Raw genomic sequence first — 14,503 nt, forward strand, 5'->3', positions numbered from 1 at the left:
TAGCAGTTCAATATTTGAGTCTAGGCTTTTTTCTTGAATAATCGTTCACGTACAAATGCAATCAAAGCCGGCAGCACACTAATCAAAATAATGGCAAAAATCACATAGGTAAAATTATCTTTAATGGCTGGAATATTGCCAAATAAATAACCAAGTAAAATAAAAGAACATACCCAGCATAGCGCGCCAATAATGTTATAGCTTAAAAAATAGCGATAATGCATATGGCTAACACCGGCAACAAAGGGTGCGAAAGTACGGGCAAAGGGAATAAAACGGGCAAAAATAATGGTCTTGCCGCCATGCTTTGCAAAGAAGGCTTGGGTTTTATACAAATATTCCTTATTGATCCAGCGTGACTCTATTTCAAATACGCGCGGTCCAACATATTTACCGATATGATAATTCAGCGTATCACCCAGTACAGCAGCCACAAACAGCAATAGAATCAATATCCAGGGATTCATTGCTCCCGTTGCTGCCAATGCACCTGCGGCAAACAAAAGGCTGTCCCCCGGTAAAAATGGCATCACCACCAGACCAGTTTCGACAAAGATCACCAGAAATAGAATGACATAAATCCAGGTGCCATAATTGGTCACAAATTCAACCAGATGTTGATCCACATGCAAAATGAAATCAATAAGATACATGATATTTATTAAATTAAAGAAAATATTGTCTCATGCTATCAGTAGTTGCCCTGAGATGCATTAAGCTTAATGCTTTTTATACAAATAATTTTCAAGCCTTCAATCCAGCAAGGTGAATTAAACTAGATTTAATGCAAAACTTCCGGAATGTCCTTCGTCGTATAATTACTTTGTTTTACTTGCTGCTTCATTCTTTGCAGCATTTGATAAGGCTGTTGCTGGACAAAATTATTGACAAAAGATAAAGGGATAGCACCAGCCGGATCAGCAAAACCCGAAGTCGTTACTTTGACCTGCTGTGCGCCTAGTTTTTGAAACACCCAATCCCCTTCATATTGTTGAATACGCACAATATTGGTGTGTATTGGCACACGCGAATCTGTAATGGATTTATTCTTAAAGACAATTTTTCCACCACTGAGTTTACTTAATTTACCCTCCACCACAAGATCACGATCACTCAATGGAAAAGGGAAATCCAGACGCATATAGACAATAAATTTTCCGGTTGTATCATTGCGTTCAATGACACTGAGATCACTGACATAAGGAATCCATTTTTTGCCCTTTTCGGTATCTAAGATTAAGCCCACTGCATTTTCCAGTGTGGTATTCACAATGGTTTCCGCCCGATATCGCATCACTGGATTATTCTCAACCTGATAGGTCCAGACCTTGATGCCGTTTTTATTGATTGATAATTTTTCCTGTGTTGCAGCATGTGCAACATTTCCCATCAACATTGTTGATGCCAACACTATCCATGTGATCTGTTTTAATCGTTTTAACATCAACATTTCCATTTGAATTGGGCAATAATACCCTGAGCGCTATCTATTACTATTTTTTCTTCAACTATAACGCACCAACGTTATAACCTGCTCTATTCTATACAATGTATTTCACAGGGTCTGTTGACAATTTATAAATACATAATGCAAATTCAACTGTCTTCAAACCCTTGTCGGCTAACACCGGATTATTTTAAATTCAACACATCCAGCATATCGTAACGACCTGATGCCTTGTCAGAAACCCATGCCGCTGCACGTACCGCACCACCAGCGAAATTCATACGACTGGTTGCAGTATGTTTAACTTCCAGACGTTCGCCTTCACCAATAAACATCACTGTATGTTCACCGACAATATCACCACCACGAATGGTTTCAAAACCAATGGTTTGACGATCACGCGGCCCTGTGATGCCTTCACGGCCATACACTGCAACTTCTTTTAAATCACGTCCCAAAGTATGTGCAACCGCCTCACCCATCATTAGCGCCGTGCCCGAAGGTGCATCGACTTTATGGCGATGATGCGCTTCTACAATTTCGATATCAACACTATCACCAAAAGCTTTTGCAGCAAGTTCGAGTAGCTTAATTGAAACATTTACGCCCACAGAATAATTGGCAGCGTAGACCACTGGAATTTCCGCGGCAGTATCTTGCAGTAATGCTTTTTGTGCATCGTTTAATCCGGTTGTGCCAATGACCATAGCAACTTTAGCCGCACAACATGCTTTTAAATGTGCTTCTGTGGCAATAGGGGCAGTAAAGTCAATCACCACATCACAGTGTGGCAAGGCTTCTTCAAGGGTGGCTACAACAGTTACCCCAAGCGTACCAATGCCTGCAAGTTCACCCGCATCTGCACCGACCAGACTACTTTCCGGACGTTCTACCGCCGCGGCCAAAGTGTATCCAGCTTGTTGAACAGCCTGAATTAAAGTGCGACCCATACGTCCGCCCGCACCCAAAATACCTATACGTGGTGAAGTTGTCATAATGACCTCAAAATAAGGTTAAATAAAATTTGCCATCTACTATAGCAAAACTCAGCGAATTCAGAAGATTTTATATAAAAAATGCCTGCATCAGGCAGGCATTCATTCAGATATAGGCTTAATCAAATAAGTCAGAGACTTTATCAAAAAAACCTTTTTTCTTTTTGGAATCACTATGTTGATTGCTTTCACCCAAAGTGGCTTGCAATTCTTTCAGCAATTCACGCTGACGCTCGGTCAGGTTGGTTGGGGTTTCCACCACAATACGACATAGTAAATCGCCCACCATGGTACTGCGCACCGGTTTTACTCCCTTACCACGTAAACGGAATAACTTACCAGTTTGAGTCCCTTCCGGAATTTTTAAACTAACTCGGCTGTCCAGTGTCGGAATTTCAATTTCCTTGCCCAGTGCAACATCGGCAATACTCACTGGCACATCCATATACAGATCAGCACCATCACGCTGGAAAATCGGATGTTCACGCACTACAACTTCGACATATAAATCGCCAGCCTGTCCGCCTGTAACAGCTTCACCTTTACCAGACAAGCGCACCCGATCGCCATTGTCCACACCTGCAGGAATAGTGACTTCCAGTGTTTGCTGACGATCTTTAATGCCGCTACCATGACAGCTATTACATGGATTCTTAATGGTTTTTCCTGTACCACGACAGGTACTACAGGTTTGCTGTACTGCAAAAAAGCCCTGTTGCATACGGATTTGACCCGTACCATGACAGGTTCTACAAGTTTCTACATCACTGGCATTTTTTGCGCCTTTACCGTCACAGACATCACAGGGTGCAGGTGCCGAAAAGGTAATGGTTTTTTTCACCCCTTTAATCGCTTCTTCCAGATCCAGTGTCATCACATAACGTAGGTCTGAACCACGACGCTGGCGTTGTCCGCCCCGACTTCCGCCACCAAAGGCACCGCCAAAAATATCGCCAAACTGACTGAAAATATCCTCTGCATTAAAGCCACCGCCACCAAAGCCGCCACCGCCGAAACCACCTTCAAAGGCGTTATGCCCCATACGGTCATACATGCTGCGTTTTTCGCTATCAGACAGGACTTCATAAGCTTCTGAAGCTTCTTTGAATTTTTCTTCTGCTTCGGCATTATCAGGGTTACGGTCTGGATGATATTTCATCGCCAATTTACGATAGGCTTTCTTAATCTCATCATCACTGGCAGTTTTAGAAACACCTAAAACCTCATAATAGTCACGCTTTGCCATGAGCAGCGGTACTCCTAACGCATATTGAATAGTAAAAAAATTTAGACTGCGGCTAATGTTGGGATGATTTTACAGATTACAAGCATAGATAACATTTATTTTAATCATTGCACAGGAATCTCCAACCATCATCGATAGCAGATATTTTTTAATACAATTAAATTGATGAAACAAATTCCTGCCAAATATCAGCTTAAAAAATATGTTTTAAATTTTTTCTAATATAATCTTGATGTTTTTATAAATGTATCCAATTAAATCCTATGTGCCTCAACTACAGCAACTCAAAGCTGAATAAAGCAGAATATTTAACCAGAACAGAAATATATTAATAAACAGGTTTATGTTTTAAATAACGGGAAATCCCTTTTAACCAAGCATTCAATAAATACAGCCAGGCAATGATGGCAAATACCACTCCTACAATCGTACATGCAGTTACCCAGATATATTGATCCCACATCAGAAAAGCCAATGGAATAAACCAAAGCGCAGCAAAAACGGCAATACAGATAAAGATAATCAGGCTACGTACAATCCAGAACGCATGTGAACTTAACCAGACTTCAAGATCGGGGATATGCGTGACACGGGCTGCAATCCAGTACGCAATAATGATCGGTATAATTGAAAAAACGGTTAACAGCATAAACAAGTAAGCCATCAAAATGCGCTTTTCCTGTTTTTTTTGTTGCTCTGACCCCATTTTAAACCCCAACCTTCATTTAATGATCGACCCGCAACTCATCAGTCACGGGTGTTCTTTATTCCACTCAGTCAAAATACTGCAATGAAACCATACAAAAATGTTGTTCTATTGTATACCGAATTTTGATAATTAGTTTACTTTTTTCACTTTGAACCAAGTTGCATAGATTGCTGGCAAGAAAAATAATGTCAGTAAGGTTGCAGCAATCAACCCTCCCATAATTGCCACTGCCATCGGGCCAAAGAAAATACTTCTCGACAAAGGAATCATCGCCAGAACTGCGGCCAAAGCAGTCAGGATAATTGGACGGAACCGCCTAATCGTTGCCTCAATCACAGCATTCCACGGATCAATGCCCGCCCGAATATCCTGTTCGATCTGATCAATCAAAATCAATGAATTACGCATAATCATGCCGGACAATGCAATGGTACCAAGCATGGCAACAAAACCAAATGGCTTACCAAATAATAATAAAAACCAAGTCACACCAATGATTCCCAGTGGCGCAGTCAGAAAGACAATGACTGCGCGTGAAAAACTTTTCAATTGCAGCATCAACAAGGTAAAGACTACGGCCAGAAATAACGGCATACCCGCATTGACAGAATCTTGTCCCTTGGCTGACTCCTCAACAGTACCGCCTACTTCCAGTAAATAACCGCTTGGCATTTGCTCTCGTAATTGCTGCATTTTCGCACTTAAATTATTTACAATCGTTGCCGGCAACTTATCACTATGTAAATCGGCACGAATAGTAATGGTTGGCAAGCGATTACGATGCCAGATCAATCCTTCTTCAAAACCGGATTCAATTTTTGCAATCTGTGATAAAGGTACACTGCTGCCAGAACTGGTGGGAACAGCCAGACTCGATAATGCACCGACATTGATACGTTCGATGGCATCGCCACGTAAACGAATTTCGATTAATTCACGTTTCTCGCGATATTGATTGATTACACTGCCTGAAATCGAACTGTTTAAAAAATTTGCCAATCCTTGACTGCTGATCCCCAGTTGACGGGCACGATCCTGATCAATATCCAGATAAATCATTTTACTGGGCTCACCCCAATCAAGATGAACGTTTGTTGCATCCGGACTTTCACTGACCACCGCTGCAACTTTTTGTGCCCATTCACGTACCAAGTTCAAATCTTCACCGGATACCCGATATTGTAATGGATAGCCAACTGGTGGCCCATTTTCCAGTAATGATACCCGTGTCCGTACCTGTGGTAACAATTGCTTTAATTGCTGATCCAGATTTTTTCGGATTTCATTACGTTCATCTAGCGAACTGGCCAATACCACAAATTGGGCAAAACTGGTTTGCGGCAATTGCTGGTCCAGTGGCAGATAAAACCGTGGTGACCCTGTCCCAACATAGGCGACATAATTATCAATGCCATGTTGGGTTTTCAAAAACTGTTCAACTTTTTTGACAGCCTGCTCAGTTGCTGTGAGGGAAGCACCTTCTTCAAGTTTAAGATCAATTAAAATTTCTGCCCGATTGGACGGTGGAAAGAATTGTTGTGGTACCAGCTTGAACATCAGCACCGACCCAACAAAAATTGCCACCGTTACCGCAATCACCGTTTTACGATAGCTTATACAGACATTCAGCAGCCTGCGAAAGGCCTGATAAAACCGGGTCTGATAAGGATCATGTTGTGTATCATGCGGCTTAGCTGTAGGCTGTGGCTGTTTACGCCATTTTGCCCAGAGTTTTTGATACCAAGGCACATGCTGTTTGAGCTTTTGATAATCGGGTAATAATTTTTCCCCCAAATAAGGCACAAACAAGACCGCAGCGACCCAGGACACCAAAAGTGCAATGGTTACCACCTGAAAAATCGAGCGAGTATATTCGCCTGTACCTGATTGTGCTGTAGCAATCGGCAAAAAACCTGCGGCCGTAATTAAGGTACCGGTCAACATGGGAAAAGCTGTACTGGTCCAAGCAAAACCTGCGGCTTTTAGCCGGCTATAGCCCTGCTCCATTTTTATTGCCATCATTTCTACTGCAATAATGGCATCATCGACCAGTAAACCCAGTGCCAGAATGAGTGCGCCAAGTGAAATTTTATGCAATCCAACATCAAAATAATGCATACCGGCAAAGGTCATGGCCAAGACCAGCGGAATAGAAAAAGCCACCACCAAACCAGTACGGAAACCCAAGGAGAAAAAACTCACCAGCAATACGATAATGACTGCTTCGGCAAGTACTTTCATAAACTCATTCACACTGCGTTTGACTGCAACAGGTTGATCCGATACTTTGTCCAGTTTCATACCCACAGGCAATGTTTTCTGTAAACGGGCAAATTCCGTTTCCAGATTTTTACCCAGTGCCAGAATATCGCCACCATTACGCATGGATACTGCAATCCCAATACCATTTTCGCCCATGAAACGCATGCGAGGTTGTGCAGGCTCACTAAAGCCACGATAAACCTCGGCAACATCTCCCAGCAAAATGGTACGATCACCAATCAGCAAAGGCATTTTTTTCAAATCTTCAACCGACTTTAAAGCCCCACTGACCCGTAATTGGATACGATCACTGGCGGTTTCAAAATAACCTGCTGGCGTAATACTATTTTGTTCTTGTAATGCCTGCTGTATGGCTGTCATCGGAATACCAAGATTAGCCACCTTGGTATTGGAAATTTCTATCCATATTTTTTCGTTTTGTAGTCCGATCAAATCGACCTTACCCACATCCTTGACCCGCTGTAACTGTAATTGCAGACGATCTGCATATTCTTTTAATACTGCATAATCAAAATCCTCACTGGTGAGCACATAGATATTGCCAAAGGTATCTCCAAATTCATCATTAAAAAAAGGCCCCTGTACGCCACTAGGCAATTCATGCTGGATATCAGCAACCTTTTTCCGTACCTGATACCAAACATCGGGGATCTCAGTAGACTGGATGGAATCCTTGGCCACAAAAGTTACCATCGACTCCCCGGGACGGGAATATGCCAGAATTTTTTCGTATTTCCCGGTTTCCATCAGTTCTTTTTCGATTTTATCGGTGACTTGTAAAGATACTTCTTTTGCCGTCGCTCCCGGCCAGTAGGTTTGTACTACCATGACTTTAAAGGTAAAAGGCGGATCTTCACTTTGCGATAGCTTGGAATAGGAAAAACAACCAATAATGGCAAGGAACACCATAAAATACAGCAATAAACCTTTATTTTTCAGTGCCCATTCAGAGAGATTAAACTGCATGATATTCTCCCTGAATCAAGACTGTGTTGCTGAATGCGTGGAATTGATCTTAATCAGCACAGGACGATTCTCTCGATCGACAGGCTTCACCTTTTGTCCTTCACGCAATAAATGCACACCACCCACTACAATCCATTGATCTGCCGTTAATCCAGACAGAATTGGTACGCCATCATGTTGATATTCACCCATTGTCACCGATACTTTGTGCAAGGTGTTATCTGGTTTCAGCACCCAGACATAAGGAGACTGATTAACTGCGGAAATACTGGCTAGCGGCAACTTCAGCAAATCTGGTTGTTCGCGATTAAAGAATACTCGTGCACTTTGCCCCAGTTGAATCGTTACATCGCTATTTTTGAATGCAACCTTGACCGCAAAGGTTCTGGTTTGGTCGGCAGCAGGCGAAATTTCCCGAATAAATCCGGCATGACGTTGATCCGGTGCAGACCAAAGGCTAATCCAGGCTGTCTGACCGACTTTCATCTGATGAATCACTTGTTCCGGTATGCCAATCACCACTTCTCGTTCGCCATCCATCGCGATTTGATAAGCGGTCTGACCTGCTGCCACGACTTGTCCGACTTCAATATTACGCGCAGTAATTACTCCATTTTTATTGGCCAGCAATTGATTGTAACGGGTCTGATTTTGTGCCACGGCATAATTTGCCTGTGCCTGTTTTAAGCTCGACAAAGCAGCTTTATATTGATTTTCAATGGCATCAAACTGTGAACGACTGACTGCATGATCCGGTAACAGCTGTTGAAAACGCTGATATTCGACCTGTGCATTTTTTTCCGCAGCCTGTGCCTGTTCCAGCTGTGCCCGAGCAGCGTTCAGTTGTAAGTCCGCATCCTTGACATCAAGTTTTGCCAAAACCTGACCAATTTTCACGCGATCACCCACATCTGCATCACGTTCGGTCACCTGCCCTCCGACCCGAAATGCCAGTGTCGTTTGCTGACGGGCAACCACTTCACCAGCATAGCTTTGTAGTTGTGTTTGCTGATTTATCGGTTGCGTCACCATAACAATTTTTTCTTGTTCTACTTCAGCTTGCGGCTTACTACATGCCTGTAAACATAGTGCCACCATACCCAGTATCAATATTTTTGCAAAATCAGACATACCCATCGCCATCTTCATCATTTCGTTGCTATCATGTCGCAGTACTGTATTGACCTTAATTATTATACCAATTAGTACAGTAATTAAGGTCAATGTATCATCAATCGATTTCATTTTCTATACTAGTAAGTATAATAAATGATTAAAATGTGAGCACAGCAAGTTTCTTCTGTCATTGAGGTCAATACACATGCAACCACGTGGTCTTGGTCGTCCCAAAGATTTAAAAAAACGTCAGGCAATTTTGGAAGCCGCAAAAAACCTTTTTTTAACATTGGGTTATGAAGGATCAAGCATGGATGCCATTGCCCAAAATGCAGGTGTATCCAAACTAACGGTCTATAATCATTTTCATGATAAAACCCAATTATTTAGCGCAGCCATTGAAATGGTTTGTGAACAAAGATTGCCTAAAAAGTATTATGAAATCGGACCGGACAGCGATATTGAAGATGTATTACATCGTTTAGGTTTTGCTTTTTTAAATATGCTGTATAGCAAAGAAGCCATGGAATTGATGCGACTGATGTCGAGTCTGGTCACCACCAATGTCGAACTGGTACATTTATTTTATCAATCCGGACCTGCCCGTACCCAACAAAATATGCAGAACTTTTTTGAACAGGTACGCATTCTACAACTACTGGAGATTGAAAATAGTCAGCAATGTGCCGAGTTATTTCTGACCTTATTAACTGATTGCAATTATGACCGCGCCATCTGGCAAATCATTGATCTACCTACCGCTGAACAACTTGAAATCACGCTACGACAACGTCTCCAGATCTTTTTAAAACTTTATCCCAAAATATAAACGTCCCTGAATGTGTTAAAAAGTCATTATTCTTTTGACTAATCTTTTGTTTTTCTCGTTTTTTTCGGTATAAACTGAATTGGTATCAACTGAAAACACCATAAACCAGGGAGAAAAAAGTAGAATGGCACTCATTGAAATTGACGCAGCCTTGCGTGAAGATGTTCGATTATTGGGTAACTTCCTTGGTGATACCTTAAAACAACAGGTCGGGCAGGAACTTTTCGACCAAGTTGAACAAATTCGTAAATATGCCAAAGGCGCACGTGATGGCGATGCACAGGCAGAACAACACCTTGCCGATATTTTACAAAAACTTCAGGATCAGGATACGTTACCACTGACCCGTGCATTTACCCATTTTCTCAATTTTGCCAATATTGCCGAGCAATATCATGGGGTAAGAATGCGGCGCCACAATCAGTTTCATCCGCAAAAGAAACTGAATCCGAGCAATTCACTCCAGCACTTATTCCAGCTATTTCAGGACAAACAGGTCGACGGTCAAACCCTCTATGATGCCGTGCGTGAACTGCATATTGAACTGGTATTAACTGCACATCCCACCGAAGTCAGCCGCCGTACTCTAATTCAAAAATATGATGACATCAGCCGCTGTCTGGCTGATCTGGATCAACGTAAACTCACACCCATTGAACATGCCAGCTTGATCGCACAATTAAAACAGGAAATCACTGCGGCATGGCAAACCGATGAAATCCGACAAAAACGCCCCACACCGATTGATGAAGCCAAATGGGGTTTTACTACCATTGAGCAAACCTTGTGGCAGGCTGTGCCACGGTTTTTACGGGAACTTGATGATCTAGTACAACAACAGTGTGGGCAGCGCTTGCCACTAAATTGTGCACCAATACGCTTTGCATCGTGGATGGGTGGCGACCGTGATGGTAACCCCAATGTCACCCATGACATTACGCAGGAAGTATTATTACTCTCGCGCTGGAAAGCCGCCGATTTATTTTTAAAAGACATTGCCAGCCTGCGTTGGGAATTGTCCATGCAACAATGTACCCCCGAACTTGCCGAGGCGGTAAATCATCATGCCGAACCCTATCGTGAACGGCTGCGTGACTTAAGAGATCGTTTACAATTGACCTTACGCTGGCTGGATAGCAAAATTCGTGGACAAAACAATCTTGATGCGACAGGTGTTATTCATTCGACACAGGAATTACTGGAACCGTTACTGGATTGTTATCACTCGCTTTCTGCCTGTAAATTACAGGACATTGCCGATGGTCACCTACTTGATGTGATTCGTCGTGCCACCTGTTTTGGCATCGAATTGGTAAAACTGGATATTCGTCAGGAATCGACCCGTCATCGTCAAGCGATCAGTGCCATTACTGCCTATCTGGGACTGGGTGAATTTTCAACCTGGAGTGAACAAAGTAAGCAAACCTGGTTGATTCAGGAACTAGCCAATAAACGTCCGTTATTGCCTTATCAGCCAGAGCTCACAGCACAAGATGCCTTATCCAATCCGGATGTGCAAGAAGTACTGGCGACCATGCGTATGATTGCAGCACAACCCAGTGACTCGCTCGGTGCTTATATCATTTCCATGGCCGAGTTTCCAAGTGATGTATTAGCTGTGATGTTATTGCAAAAAGAAGCTGGCGTTGCCAATCCGTTACGTGTAGTTCCCCTGTTTGAAACACTCGATGATCTGGATCGTGCTGCCGAAACCATTGATCAGTTACTCAATATGCCGTGGTATAAACAACACATCAATGGCAAGCATGAAGTGATGATCGGCTATTCGGATTCTGCCAAGGATGCCGGCTTTATGTCTGCCAACTGGGCACAATATCGGGCACAGGAACAACTCACTGAAGTCGCACAAAAACACCAGATCAAATTAACCCTGTTCCATGGTCGTGGCGGTTCAATCAGTCGTGGTGGTGCGCCAACTCATCAGGCTTTGTATGCTCAGCCACCCGGTTCGATTCAGGGCTCGATTCGTGTCACCGAACAGGGGGAAATGATTCGTTTTAAATTTGGCCTAGAAGATATTGCGATTCAAAATCTGGAAATTTATTGTGCTGCAACCTTACAGGCTACCCTGCTACCACCACCAAAGCCACAACAAACCTGGCGTGAGTTGATGGACAAAATGACAGCAGAATCAGTGCAGATTTATCGCCAGACGGTACGTGAGCATCCGGAATTTGTACGTTACTTACGTACTGTCACGCCGGAACTGGAATTACAGATGTTGCCCCTCGGTTCACGTCCAGCGAAACGTAAAGTCAGTGGCGGCATCGAATCTTTACGTGCCATTCCATGGGTCTTTGCCTGGACCCAAATTCGCTTGATGTTACCCGCATGGTTAGGTACCGGTGCCGCCTTGCAAAGTGCGCTTAATCATCAGCAAAAAGATACATTGATGCAAATGCTAGAGGAATGGCCTTATTTCCAAACCTTGATTGATATGTTGGAAATGGTGTTATCCAAAGCTGACCGCGGTATTGCACAATACTATGAAAGCCATTTAACCCAAGACCCTGCCCTGATTGAACTGGGAGAAAACCTACGACAACGGCTCAACAACGCCATCGAAACGCTGTTGCAACTGAAAACCCAATCGGAATTACTCAGTGAAAATGAAGTACTGGATCAATCCATGCGGGTACGTAAAACCTATCTACTGCCCTTACATCTGTTACAGGCAGAACTGATGCGTCGTCGTCGTCAATACATCGAACAGGGACAAACACAAACCCCAGTGGATCATGCCCTGATGGTAACCATTGCTGGGATTGCCGCAGGTTTGCGTAATACCGGTTAATCGCTATTCATCAATACTTGTTATCGGATTAAACGCCATTTCTTGATGAAGTGGCGTTTTTCTTGCTTGGTTGTCTGACAAATACTGCCATTGCGATGCAACAATCGCTATCATAGCCACCATCAACCGAAAGAGAAAATTTTATGTCTGCATGGTTCCCCAAATGGCGACCGTATCAGGGCAATATCGACGCACGCCCCGTTGCCACCAATGAATATTTACCCGCAGGACAAAGTATTGTGCTTGGGATTCAACATGCTTTTGCCATGTTTGGTGCCACTGTGCTCGCCCCGTTACTGATGGGATTTGATCCAAATCTGGCGATTTTACTCTCAGGGATTTGTACCATTTTATTCTTTTTGATGACGGGTGGACATGTGCCCAGTTATCTGGGTTCAAGTTTTGCCTTTATTGGTGTGGTGGCTGCGGCAACAGGTCATGTCACAGGTTCAGGTGCCAATCCGAATTTATCACTTGCCCTTGGCGGGATTGTCGCCTGTGGGGTACTGTATGCCATTATTGGCATCATTGTGATGCTGGTCGGGACACGCTGGATCGAGAAATTAATGCCGCCAGTGGTCACCGGTGCAGTGGTGATGATCATTGGCTTAAACCTTGCACCTGTGACGGTAAAAAGTGTTGCCGGCAATCCGTTTGATATGTGGATGGCCTTGCTCACGGTGTTGTGTATGGGCAGTATTGCCGTCTTTACCAAAGGTCTAATACAACGCCTGTTATTACTGGTCGGGTTAATCCTGTCCTATGTGCTGTACATCATCGTTGCCAATGGACTAGGCTTAGGCAAACCGATCGATTTTTCCGTAATTGCTCAAGCCAGTTGGTTTGGTTTACCCACCTTTCATGCGCCAACATTTGATTATAATGCCATGTTAATCATCGCCCCTGTGGCATTGATTCTGGTGGCGGAAAATCTCGGTCATATTAAAGCGGTAGGCGCCATGACTGGTGAAAACCTGACACCACAAATGGGCAAGGCTTTTTTTGCTGATGGTGTAGCAACCTCTCTATCAGGTGCAGTGGGTGGTCCGGGTATGACGACGTATGGTGAAAATATCGGGGTGATGGCGATCACCCGTGTTTATTCCACCATTATTTTTATTGTCGCTGGTGTATTTGCTATTTTTCTGGGCTTATCACCTAAATTCGGTGCCATTATCAGTACCATTCCGAGTGCCATTTTAACAGGCGCCTCAATTATTGTATTTGGTTTAATTACCATTGCCGGTGCGAAAATCTGGATTGAAAATCGGGTTGATTTTTCCAAAAATAAAAATCTGGTGGTTGCGGCAGTGACTATTATTCTTGGTGCAGGTAATTTCGAATTACTCATCGGAAGTTTTAATCTGGGCGGTATCGGTACAGCGACTTTTGCAGCAATTCTGCTGAACTGGTTGTTTAGCCTAAAAGATCCAAGCGAATCCTAAGCTCACACTACACCAACTTCGTCTTGTATTGGGTTTAAAGTGACATTCAAAACAATGCCTTGACCCGATTCAAGACGATTTTTTTATTTAGGAAACCTTATGTCTCCACGACAGCTTTATCTGGTCTTACTCGGTGGAAAGCATCCACAGGCAAATATCGAAGTGCATGACATTGTGCCTGTCATTACCGACCAACTCTGCAATGCATATACAACGCTCAAATCCAGATGGTTTGGACAACAAAAAGGTCTGCATATTGATGCATGGATGCAGATCCATGGTGTGATGTATCAGGGATTGCCTTATCAGGTCGTGATTCAGGATACCCCGCCAACACATCCAGCACTAAAACTTTATCTGATTAATCTGGGTGGCTACATTGCCACACAATTTGGTGAAGCCCATGACTATTTTGTTGTGGCAGGTAAAGATGCCGCTGATGCCAAACAACAAGGTAAATTACAACTCAACCGACATTGGCAAAAGCCGCATACCGATGCTGTAGTTGATATTGATGATTGCATCGAACTGCACCTGATTGATCAGCACTATATTCATTTGCAACAGGCAGATTATCCAGCCAATCACTTTAAAAATGATTATCTCATCATTGCCTAAAGGGCTTACATGCTATTTTAAATCGTTAATACAT

11 protein-coding genes are annotated in these 14,503 nt (G+C 43.2%); 4 read left to right on the forward strand and 7 right to left on the reverse strand.

Features of this window, described 5'->3' with window-relative positions; genetic code table 11:
* Positions 1–20: 20 nt before the first annotated feature.
* The 7 genes from CAP51_RS13555 to CAP51_RS13585 form a co-directional block, all read right to left on the reverse strand.
* The gene (locus CAP51_RS13555; protein ID WP_087621287.1) at positions 21–653 is read right to left on the reverse strand and encodes a DedA family protein; all 633 of its coding nucleotides are present in this window, start codon (positions 651–653) and stop codon (positions 21–23) included.
* 128 nt (positions 654–781) lie between these two features.
* Positions 782–1,444, reverse strand: a complete 663-nt coding sequence (locus CAP51_RS13560; RefSeq protein ID WP_087621288.1) for an START domain-containing protein — start codon at positions 1,442–1,444, stop codon at positions 782–784.
* 188 nt (positions 1,445–1,632) lie between these two features.
* Positions 1,633–2,442, reverse strand: coding sequence for a 4-hydroxy-tetrahydrodipicolinate reductase (dapB, locus tag CAP51_RS13565; RefSeq protein ID WP_087621289.1), 810 nt, complete (start codon positions 2,440–2,442; stop codon positions 1,633–1,635).
* 118 nt (positions 2,443–2,560) lie between these two features.
* Complete coding sequence (gene dnaJ / locus CAP51_RS13570) at positions 2,561–3,688, reverse strand: molecular chaperone DnaJ (RefSeq protein ID WP_087621290.1); 1,128 nt, start codon at positions 3,686–3,688, stop codon at positions 2,561–2,563.
* Positions 3,689–4,016: 328 nt separating this feature from the next.
* Positions 4,017–4,394 (reverse strand): hypothetical protein, encoded by a 378-nt coding sequence (locus CAP51_RS13575; protein ID WP_087621291.1) that lies wholly within the window; start codon positions 4,392–4,394, stop codon positions 4,017–4,019.
* A gap of 132 nt (positions 4,395–4,526) precedes the next feature.
* Positions 4,527–7,646, reverse strand: a complete 3,120-nt coding sequence (locus CAP51_RS13580; RefSeq protein WP_087621292.1) for an efflux RND transporter permease subunit — start codon at positions 7,644–7,646, stop codon at positions 4,527–4,529.
* A gap of 15 nt (positions 7,647–7,661) precedes the next feature.
* Positions 7,662–8,783, reverse strand: a complete 1,122-nt coding sequence (locus tag CAP51_RS13585; protein WP_087621404.1) for an efflux RND transporter periplasmic adaptor subunit — start codon at positions 8,781–8,783, stop codon at positions 7,662–7,664.
* 184 nt (positions 8,784–8,967) lie between these two features.
* On the opposite strand from CAP51_RS13585, the gene CAP51_RS13590 reads away from it, so the two are divergent.
* From CAP51_RS13590 to CAP51_RS13605, 4 genes are all read left to right on the forward strand, one after another.
* On the forward strand, positions 8,968–9,591 hold the full coding sequence (locus CAP51_RS13590; protein WP_087621293.1) for a TetR/AcrR family transcriptional regulator: 624 nt from the start codon (positions 8,968–8,970) through the stop codon (positions 9,589–9,591).
* 124 nt (positions 9,592–9,715) lie between these two features.
* The gene (gene ppc, locus CAP51_RS13595; protein ID WP_087621294.1) at positions 9,716–12,406 is read left to right on the forward strand and encodes a phosphoenolpyruvate carboxylase; all 2,691 of its coding nucleotides are present in this window, start codon (positions 9,716–9,718) and stop codon (positions 12,404–12,406) included.
* A 143-nt stretch (positions 12,407–12,549) separates the two neighbouring features.
* Positions 12,550–13,851: a solute carrier family 23 protein gene (locus CAP51_RS13600; RefSeq protein WP_087621295.1), complete on the forward strand. Its 1,302-nt coding sequence runs from the start codon at positions 12,550–12,552 to the stop codon at positions 13,849–13,851.
* Positions 13,852–13,950: 99 nt separating this feature from the next.
* A complete protein-coding gene (locus CAP51_RS13605; RefSeq protein ID WP_087621296.1) occupies positions 13,951–14,469 on the forward strand; it encodes a DUF1543 domain-containing protein in 519 nt (172 codons plus the stop codon).
* The last annotated feature ends 34 nt before the right edge of the window (positions 14,470–14,503 follow it).

The sequence above is a fragment of the Acinetobacter populi genome (assembly GCF_002174125.1).
In the GTDB taxonomy this organism is placed as follows: domain Bacteria; phylum Pseudomonadota; class Gammaproteobacteria; order Pseudomonadales; family Moraxellaceae; genus Acinetobacter; species Acinetobacter populi.

What these genes read in the sequence shown, in the direction of transcription:
- CAP51_RS13555 (WP_087621287.1), bottom strand. Translation starts at nt 653, where the DNA reads ATGTATCTTATTGATTTCATTTTGCATGTGGATCAACATCTGGTTGAA.
- CAP51_RS13560 (WP_087621288.1), bottom strand. Translation starts at nt 1,444, where the DNA reads ATGTTAAAACGATTAAAACAGATCACATGGATAGTGTTGGCATCAACA.
- dapB (WP_087621289.1), bottom strand. Translation starts at nt 2,442, where the DNA reads ATGACAACTTCACCACGTATAGGTATTTTGGGTGCGGGCGGACGTATG.
- dnaJ (WP_087621290.1), bottom strand. Translation starts at nt 3,688, where the DNA reads ATGGCAAAGCGTGACTATTATGAGGTTTTAGGTGTTTCTAAAACTGCC.
- CAP51_RS13575 (WP_087621291.1), bottom strand. Translation starts at nt 4,394, where the DNA reads ATGGGGTCAGAGCAACAAAAAAAACAGGAAAAGCGCATTTTGATGGCT.
- CAP51_RS13580 (WP_087621292.1), bottom strand. Translation starts at nt 7,646, where the DNA reads ATGCAGTTTAATCTCTCTGAATGGGCACTGAAAAATAAAGGTTTATTG.
- CAP51_RS13585 (WP_087621404.1), bottom strand. Translation starts at nt 8,783, where the DNA reads ATGGGTATGTCTGATTTTGCAAAAATATTGATACTGGGTATGGTGGCA.
- CAP51_RS13590 (WP_087621293.1), top strand. Translation starts at nt 8,968, where the DNA reads ATGCAACCACGTGGTCTTGGTCGTCCCAAAGATTTAAAAAAACGTCAG.
- ppc (WP_087621294.1), top strand. Translation starts at nt 9,716, where the DNA reads ATGGCACTCATTGAAATTGACGCAGCCTTGCGTGAAGATGTTCGATTA.
- CAP51_RS13600 (WP_087621295.1), top strand. Translation starts at nt 12,550, where the DNA reads ATGTCTGCATGGTTCCCCAAATGGCGACCGTATCAGGGCAATATCGAC.
- CAP51_RS13605 (WP_087621296.1), top strand. Translation starts at nt 13,951, where the DNA reads ATGTCTCCACGACAGCTTTATCTGGTCTTACTCGGTGGAAAGCATCCA.